The following is a 7,868-nucleotide window of genomic DNA, read 5'->3' as shown; positions in this document are numbered from 1 at the left end:
GTATCAAGCCTGTAAAAGGTGTAAACGATGTCCCCGGTCTAATGTGTAAAGGATGTACCGGTCTCTACAGTGAGGGCGAGGATCTCAAGCCTGCCGCCAACAGCGGCAACAACGCCTCACAAGAGCCCTCAATCTTCAAATCCAGCAACTCATCCGCCCGCGTCTTCCCCAGATTGATCGCAATCAGCGGCTTGCCCCGATCCGCAATCACCCGGCACAGGCGAAACGCCGAATACGCCATCAACGACGAACCCACCACCAGCATCCCGGCGGCATTTTCCGCCAGCGCCATGGCCCGCGCCGCTGTCGGCTGCGCCACGTTCTCCCCAAAAAACACCACGTCCGGTTTCATCCGCTCGCCTGCGCAATGCGGGCAATGCGGCACCTGAAAGCGCGCCTCGAAAGCCGGGTCGAGCAGGGTGTCGCCGTCCGGTGCCTGCACGGCATCGACGCCCGCCAGATACGGGTTCTGCGTTTCCATCAATTGCTGAATCGAATCCCGCTCGCTGCGCTGCCCGCAATCCAGGCACAACACCCGGTGCAGGCTGCCGTGCAGTTCGATGACGTCGTGACTGCCGGCCTGATCGTGCAGGGTGTCGACATTCTGGGTAATCAGGCCGCCGATCCGGCCGTGGCTTTGCAGACTGGCCAGCGCCTCATGGGCGGCGTTCGGCTGCGCCTGACGTACACGCGGCCAGCCGAGCATGGCCCGGGCCCAATAGCGCCGACGCGACTCCGGGGCGGCGAGGAATTCCTGGTACATCATCGGCTGCCGGCCACGGCGTACGCCGTCGCTGTCGCGGTAGTCCGGAATGCCCGACGGCGTACTGATGCCGGCGCCGGTCAGCACAATAAAGTCGCCATCGGCCATGATTTGTTGAAGAGAGTCGAGCGGGTCGGGGAGGGGACGGTCGAGCATGATCAGCGCTCCGCAGGCGGTAAGTGCCTTGCAGGTTAGCACCGACAGACGCCTCTTTTCAGAGGCGTCCGCTGCCCGGCGGTTACTTGCGTGCCTCCAGGATCAGGTTGAACGGCGTCTGCGTCGCCCGTCGGAAGTGTTTGAAGCCCGCTTCGGTAAATACCTTGCGCAGGCGCAACTCGCCGGCCTGCGCACCGAGGCCGAGGCCCACTTCCTGGGACAGCGAATTTGGTGTGCAGATGAACGTTGACGCTGCATAAAACAAGCGCCCGACCGGTGTGATGTTTTCGTCCAGGGTGTCGTTGGCAAACGGCTCGACCAGCAGCACCGTGCCGTCGTCTTTCAGGGATTCAAAGGCGTGTTTGGCAGCGCCGACCGGATCGCCCATGTCGTGCAGGCAGTCGAAATAGCAGATCAGGTCATAGTCATCGCCGGGGTAGCTTTTCGCCGTGCCCTGGAAGAACCGCGCGCTACTGCTGACGCCGCCTTCTTCGGCCCGTTGGGTGGCGACGGTGATCGAAGGCGCGTGATAGTCGTAGCCGACGAATCGCGAGTTGGGATAGGCCTGGGCCATGATTACCGTGGATGCACCGTGACCGCAGCCGATGTCGGCGACTTTGGCGCCTGCTTCGAGTTTGGCCACCACGCCGTCCAGCGCCGGCAGCCACTCGGCGATCAAATGCCCCTTGTAGCCGGGGCGGAAGAAGCGCTCGGTGCCGGTGAACATGCACGGATGGTGATCGCCCCAGGGCAGGGCGCCGTTGCCGCGCATGGCTTTGACCAGTTTGTCCTTGTCATGGAAAAACGACGCCACCACGCCAAGCCCGCCGGCCACGTACACTGGCGAGTCTTCCTTGGCCAGGGCCAGCGCCTGTTCTTCCGGCAGACGGAATTTGCCGTCGAGGTGTTCCATGTAGCCGGACGCCGCATGGGCGCTCAGCCATTCGCGCACCAGTCGCGGGTTGCAGGTGGTTTTTGCAGCGAGGGATTCAGGGCTGATCGGCTGACTGTCGGCCATTGCCCGATAGAGGCCGAGTTCTTCGCCGACAATGACATTGGCCAGCATCGCCGCGCCGCCCATGTCGTTGACCAGTTTGCCCATGAATTCGTTGAGTCTGGCCTCGTCCATTTCATGTGCTCCATTGACAGGATCACAGTCCGGTGGCGTTGGGGGTCGAGGTATTCACCACCGGGCGGTGGTCGTGGAAACGGGCAGGGCGACACTGCTGTCCTGCGTCCCCCTCGACTGGGTACTGATTGAGTCTAGCCGCTGTTGGCGCCGGTGGGAGCGGGCTGCGTGGATTTCGAGGCTTGTATCGTTGTGTATCGCGACGGTGCGTGGATACACAGACCGACCATTGCAGCGTTGGCCGGACACAGCGCCGATACAAACCTGCGTTGAACTGAGCCGCCCAGCCTGCCAACGAGGTGATTTCCATGAGCGCTCCCATTCAGCTGTCCGTCGAACGGCTGCACGTCAACCAGTACACCAACGGCCTGATCGGCCCAGGCCAGACGATGCGCGGCCCGCTGGCCGACGGCGGCACGCTGGTCACGGGGACGCCGCCGGGGTGCTGGGGGCCGATGATCACGCCGTCATTCGAGGGCGGCCATGAAGTGACGCAACCGGTGTACATCGAAGGCGCCGAGGTCGGCGATGCGGTAGCGATCAAGATCAAACGCATGCAGGTCACGTCCCACGCCACGTCGTCAGGAGTGATGAGTTTTGTTGAAGGGCGATATCACGGCGATCCGTTCGTCGCCAAATACTGCAGCCAGTGCGGCACCGAACACCCGGCGAGCCATGTGGAGGGGATCGGCGAGGAGGCGATTCGCTGCAACCATTGCGGCGCCGAAGTCAGTGCGTTTCGCTTCAGCCACGGTTACGTGATCGTGTTCGACGCCGAGCACCAGGTCAGCCTGACGGTCAATCAGGAGGTGGCGGATCGACTGGCCGGCAAGGCGTCGCAAATGTCCGCATTGCCGGAAATGGCGGCGCAGCACTCGATACTGTCCCTGGCCCGCGCCGACATGCCCGGCGTGGCGGCGCACATGCGGCCGTTTCTCGGCAACATCGGCACCACTCCGTCGCGGGATCTGCCGGACTCGCACAACTGCGCCGATTTCGGCCAGTACCTGATTGGCGCCCCGCACCGCTTCGGCATGACCCGCGAAGAACTGCACGCGGCCAAGACCGACGGCCACATGGACACCAACTCGATCCGCGAGGGTTGCGTGCTGATCTGTCCGGTCAAGGTGCCGGGCGCCGGGGTGTACATGGGCGACATGCACGCGCAGCAGGGCAACGGCGAAATCGCCGGCCACGCCACCGATTGCTCGGGGGAAACCGAAGTGCAGGTGCACGTGGTCAAGGGCCTGAGCCTGGAAGGGCCGATCCTGTTGCAGAACCTCGATGATCTGCCGCCGATGGCCCGGCCGATGAACGCCGAGCAACTGCGCCATGTCCGCGAGCTCGGCGCCCGTTGGGGTCAGCACGACATTCAGGCCACCGGGCCGATCACCTTCATCGGCAGCGGCGAAAACCTCAACGTCGCGGTGGAGAACGGCCTGCAACGGGCCGCCGCCGTCACCGGCCTGCCATACGATGAAGTGCTCAACCGCGCGACCATCAACGGTTCGATCGACATCAGCCGTTTGCCTGGCACGGTGCGGGTAACGTTCCTGTGCCCGATGGACGTGCTCGATCGCCTCGGCATTGGCGACCTGGTCCGCGAGAAGTACGACCTCGCGTAACTCGCCGCTCACCAAGACGGCAGCGGGTCTGTATCCCACTGTGTACAGACCCGCCGCCGATACAAAACCCGCCACTTCCCGCGCATTGCCCACACAGCCGCGATACACCCGCCGGTTTAACTGAGCCTGTCAGTCGCCACGCCCGGCGACTCCTCAGCAGAGATCTTGCCCATGCAGATTCCCCACCCCACCTTGCAGGCCAGCGTCGGGCTCGGCTTGCGTCGCGGCCTGATGAAAGACCTGCAAGCCGCGCGCACCGGCGATTTCGACTTTCTCGAAGTGGCGCCGGAAAACTGGATCGGCGTCGGCGGTGCCCATGGCGCCGCGTTGCGCGAGCTGGCCGAGCGATATCCGTTGTCCTGCCACGGATTGTCGTTGTCGCTCGGTGGCTCGACGCCGCTGGACGTGGGCTTTCTCCGGGAAGTGCGAACCTTTCTCGATCATCACAAAGTGCCGCTGTATAGCGAACACCTGAGCTATTGCAGCGACGACGGTCATCTCTATGACCTGCTGCCGTTGCCGTTCACCGAAGAGGCGGTGCACCACGTCGCCGCACGGATCCGCCAGGCCCAGGACATTCTCGGCCGGCGCCTGGCGGTGGAAAACGTTTCCTACTACGCCGCGCCCCGGCAGGACATGGACGAAGTGACCTTCACCAACGCTGTGCTGCGCGAGGCCGATTGCGACCTGTTGCTGGACGTCAACAACGTCTACGTCAACTCGATCAACCACGGTTTCGACCCGCAGACGTTCCTGGCCGCCATCGAGCCGGGCCGGGTGGTTGGCATGCACGTGGCTGGGCACTTTGACGAGTCCGACACGCTGAAGATCGACACCCATGGCGCCTCGGTCAAACCGGTGGTCTGGTCGTTGCTGGCCGACGCCTATGCCCGATTCGGCGCGCAGCCGACGTTGCTGGAGCGGGATTTCAATTTCCCCGCGTTTTCTGAACTGGTGGCCGAGCTGCAAACCATCCGCCGCCTGCAAACCGAAGGAGGCCAGCGTGGATAGTCTTCTGCGGCAACAACAGGCCCTGACCCGCTATTTGCGCGATCCAGAACATGAAGCGCCACCGGCCGACATGAACGCGGCGCGGGTCAATGTCTATCGCGACCTGGTGTTCAACAACGTCTCGCAACTGCTGGGCAGCACATTTCCGGTGCTGATCCGGATCATCGGCCAGGAACGCTGGCGAACATTGATTCGTGGCTTCCTGCGGGACTATCGCGCGCAGACGCCGAAATTCGGCGAGATCGCCGAGGAGTTTGTCGGTTACCTCGCCTCGGAACCAGCCGTGTTGAGCGAGGGTGACTGGCCGGCGTTCCTGGTGGAGCTGGCGCATTACGAGTGGGTGGAAATGGTGTTGCAGCAGTCCGACGCCGAACCTTTGCCTGCGAGCGATCCGGCGCAGTTGCTGGAGCGGCCGTTGCAGGTTTCGGCACTGGCCTGGCCGTTGGCGTACACCTGGCCGGTGCAGATGCTCGGGCCGGATCATCAACCGTCTACACCACCGGCCCAGCCAACGTTGTTGCTGGTAAGGCGTGCGGTAGATTTCAGTGTGAAGTTTTCCGAGCTGAGCCCGTTGGCCTGGCGGTTGTTGCAGCGCATTGGCGAGTTCCCTGCGCTGAACGGTCGTGAACAACTGGAAGGGCTGGCGATGGAGGCGGGTTTGCCGGTAACGGCATCGTTCATGGACAGTGGTTTGGCGTTGTTGCGGCAGATGCATGAGGACGGTGTGTTAGGCATTACCTGATCTCACAAACACGACAAATCACATGTGGGAGCGAGCCTGCTCGCGATGACGGTCTGCCAGCCAATGAAGAAGTTGTCTGGACTGACGCCATCGCGAGCAGGCTCGCTCCCACAGGAATTTATGTTTGCTTTAGGTGTGTAGCGGCAATTTCAGCTCCGCACACAACCCGCCACCGTCACGATTGCTCAGCGTCAGCGAACCGCCCAGCGCCAGCGCCAGTTGCTGGGCAATCGCCAGCCCCAGCCCGGTGCCGCCGGTGCTGCGGTTGCGCGAGTTTTCCACGCGGTAGAACGGCTCCATCACCTGGGCCAGCTCTTCTTCGGCGATGCCCGGGCCGCGATCCATGACCTTGATCGACAGACTGCTCTTGTCGCGTTGAATCAGCAGCTCGGCCGCGCCGGCAAACTTCAGCGCGTTGTCGGTCAGGTTGACCAGCACCCGGCGCAAGGCGTGGGGGCGGGTGTCGATGACCGCCTCACTCTTGCCGCTCAATTGCACTTCCTTGCCCATGTCCTGATAGTCGAACACCAGGCTGTCGAGGAACGAATCCAGATTGGTTCGTCGGCTTTCCTCGGTCGAGCCGTGGATGCTGCGGGCATAGGCCACACCTTCGCGCACCAGATGTTCCATCTCGCCGAGGTCGTTCCACAGTTTGTCTTTCTCGGCCGAGTCGTCCATGAACTCCGCCCGCAGTTTCATGCGGGTGATCGGGGTTTGCAGGTCGTGGGAGATTGCCGCGAGCAGTTGCATGCGCTCTTTCAGGTACGCGGCGATGCGCGCCTGCATCGAGTTGAAGGCGCGGGCGGCGTAGGCCACTTCGTTCGGGCCTTTTTCGTCGAGGTTGATCGGGTGGGCGTTGGGGTCGAGGGTTTCCACGGCGTTGGCGAGGCGGGTGAGGGGGCGGATGGCGATGCGTACCGCCAGCCAGGTGCAGGCAAGCATCAGCGCCAGTTGCCCGAGCAATACGACCGGCAGCCATGGCGACAGCGGCACCATCGACGGGCGCACATCGATGGTCACCGGGCTGCCGTCGCTCAGGCGCAGGTGGCCCTGAAAGTGTTTTTTCGGGCCGGGAATATCGGTGAACGTCAGCGGATAGGCCTCGCCAATTGCATCGGTAATCGAGGTGACGGCAATCGGCACGTCCTGCGGATCCAGCGGTGTGCCCGGTTCGCCTTCGCTCAGCAGATAGCCGTAATTCTTGCGAGCCAGGCGTTTGAGCCACATCGGGCGTTCTTCGGCGGGCAGTCGGTCGAGGATGGCAATCGAGGTCGAAACGTCGGTTTCGAGGTTGCCGAGCATGGTGTTTTTCGCGCTTTCGTAGCGCTCGTAATACTGCGCGCCGAACGACAGCGCCTGAGCGAGGATCAACCCGATCAGGAAAATCAGCGACAAACGGGAGGCGAGGGTGCGCGGCCAGCGCAGGGCGACATTCATGCGGGGGCTCCGAGGACTTCGACCGGCAGCGAGAACACATAGCCTTCGCTGCGCACGGTCTTGATGTAGGCCGGTTCACGGGCGTCATCCAGCAGGCGCTGGCGCAGACGGCTGACCAGCAGATCGATGGAGCGGTCGAACAGATCGGCGTCGCGGCCCTGGGTCAGATTCAGCAATTGATCGCGGCTCAACACCCGTTGCGGATGGTCGAGGAACACGCGCAACAGACGGTATTCCGCGCCACTGAGCGCGACCATGGTGCCGTCCTTGTCCAGCAGATGCCGGGCGGAGGTGTCGAGCTGCCAGCGACCGAACGCCAGCAGCCGGCCGCTTTCGGTCACCACCAGGTTCGGCGGCAGCATCCGGGTGCGCCGCAGCACGGCATTGATCCGCGCCAGCAGCTCGCGGGCGGCGAAGGGTTTGGTCAGGTAGTCGTCGGCGCCCATTTCCAGGCCGAGGATGCGGTCGGTTTCATCATTGCGCGCGGTGAGCATCAGGATCGGCGTGGCCTTGTGTTTGCCCGAGCGCAATTCGCGGCACAGCAGCAGGCCGTCGTCGCCGGGCATCATGATGTCCAGCACGATCAGGTCGACGGTGTTGGCTTCCAGAAAACTGCGCATCTGCCGGCCATCGGCAACCACCGTGGTGCGCAGGCCGTTTTTCTTCAGGTAATTGCCGACCAGTTCGCGAATCTCGCGGTCGTCGTCGACGATCAGGATGTGATCGACATGTTCCATGGGGCCAAACCTCAATCAAAGGGGATTGCCGGGCAGTCTATCGAGCCTGCGCGAGGCCGCCTGCCTGCCTTTGTATTGCAGTGTATCCAGCGCTGTGACGGATACACACCGACGCAAAAAGCGGATTTTTACAGGGTTTTGTATCGCTGTGTATCCCGGGCGCGCGCGGATACGTAGCGATTTATACACGGCATTTGCCGACACATGCGCGATACCTCGCGAGCTTTAAATGAGCTCCATCGAGGCACACACAGAACGCCTCGGCCCA

General features: G+C 62.9%; 7 protein-coding genes. 3 read left to right on the top strand and 4 right to left on the bottom strand.

The window, feature by feature from the left end; genetic code table 11:
• Nucleotides 1-64 precede the first annotated feature (64 nt).
• Complete coding sequence (locus ACKUG4_RS21430; protein WP_445434786.1) at nucleotides 65-919, bottom strand: NAD-dependent protein deacetylase; 855 nt, start codon at nucleotides 917-919, stop codon at nucleotides 65-67.
• An 82-nt stretch (nucleotides 920-1,001) separates the two neighbouring features.
• Nucleotides 1,002-2,048 (bottom strand): class I SAM-dependent methyltransferase, encoded by a 1,047-nt coding sequence (locus ACKUG4_RS21425; RefSeq protein ID WP_445434785.1) that lies wholly within the window; start codon nucleotides 2,046-2,048, stop codon nucleotides 1,002-1,004.
• A 308-nt stretch (nucleotides 2,049-2,356) separates the two neighbouring features.
• Here ACKUG4_RS21425 and ACKUG4_RS21420 point away from each other — a divergent pair, with 308 nt between their 5' ends.
• The 3 genes from ACKUG4_RS21420 (at nucleotide 2,357) to ACKUG4_RS21410 (ending at nucleotide 5,426) form a co-directional block, all read left to right on the top strand.
• Complete coding sequence (locus ACKUG4_RS21420; protein ID WP_236191377.1) at nucleotides 2,357-3,673, top strand: acetamidase/formamidase family protein; 1,317 nt, start codon at nucleotides 2,357-2,359, stop codon at nucleotides 3,671-3,673.
• 171 nt (nucleotides 3,674-3,844) lie between these two features.
• Nucleotides 3,845-4,684, top strand: a complete 840-nt coding sequence (locus tag ACKUG4_RS21415) for an HvfB family MNIO-type RiPP peptide maturase (protein ID WP_445434784.1) — start codon at nucleotides 3,845-3,847, stop codon at nucleotides 4,682-4,684.
• Nucleotides 4,677-5,426 carry an HvfC family RiPP maturation protein gene (locus ACKUG4_RS21410; RefSeq protein WP_445434783.1) on the top strand — a complete coding sequence of 250 codons (750 nt, stop codon included), beginning with the start codon at nucleotides 4,677-4,679 and terminating at the stop codon, nucleotides 5,424-5,426. Before ACKUG4_RS21415 ends, ACKUG4_RS21410 begins: the two co-directional genes overlap by 8 nt.
• A 129-nt stretch (nucleotides 5,427-5,555) precedes the next feature.
• Here the strand turns inward: ACKUG4_RS21410 and ACKUG4_RS21405 are convergent, their stop codons facing one another.
• On the bottom strand, nucleotides 5,556-6,863 hold the full coding sequence (locus ACKUG4_RS21405) for an ATP-binding protein (protein WP_064595335.1): 1,308 nt from the start codon (nucleotides 6,861-6,863) through the stop codon (nucleotides 5,556-5,558).
• The gene (locus tag ACKUG4_RS21400) at nucleotides 6,860-7,600 is read right to left on the bottom strand and encodes a response regulator (RefSeq protein WP_011333526.1); all 741 of its coding nucleotides are present in this window, start codon (nucleotides 7,598-7,600) and stop codon (nucleotides 6,860-6,862) included. Before ACKUG4_RS21400 ends, ACKUG4_RS21405 begins: the two co-directional genes overlap by 4 nt.
• Nucleotides 7,601-7,868: the final 268 nt, after the last annotated feature.

Source organism: Candidatus Pseudomonas auctus, from assembly GCF_048654275.1.
In the GTDB taxonomy this organism is placed as follows: domain Bacteria; phylum Pseudomonadota; class Gammaproteobacteria; order Pseudomonadales; family Pseudomonadaceae; genus Aquipseudomonas; species Aquipseudomonas pharyngis.
The sequence above is the reverse complement of the archived record's forward strand: the minus strand, read 5'-3'. Positions and strand labels throughout refer to the sequence as shown.

What these genes read in the sequence shown, in the direction of transcription:
- ACKUG4_RS21430 (WP_445434786.1), bottom strand. Translation starts at nt 919, where the DNA reads ATGCTCGACCGTCCCCTCCCCGACCCGCTCGACTCTCTTCAACAAATC.
- ACKUG4_RS21415 (WP_445434784.1), top strand. Translation starts at nt 3,845, where the DNA reads ATGCAGATTCCCCACCCCACCTTGCAGGCCAGCGTCGGGCTCGGCTTG.
- ACKUG4_RS21400 (WP_011333526.1), bottom strand. Translation starts at nt 7,600, where the DNA reads ATGGAACATGTCGATCACATCCTGATCGTCGACGACGACCGCGAGATT.
- ACKUG4_RS21420 (WP_236191377.1), top strand. Translation starts at nt 2,357, where the DNA reads ATGAGCGCTCCCATTCAGCTGTCCGTCGAACGGCTGCACGTCAACCAG.
- ACKUG4_RS21425 (WP_445434785.1), bottom strand. Translation starts at nt 2,048, where the DNA reads ATGGACGAGGCCAGACTCAACGAATTCATGGGCAAACTGGTCAACGAC.
- ACKUG4_RS21405 (WP_064595335.1), bottom strand. Translation starts at nt 6,863, where the DNA reads ATGAATGTCGCCCTGCGCTGGCCGCGCACCCTCGCCTCCCGTTTGTCG.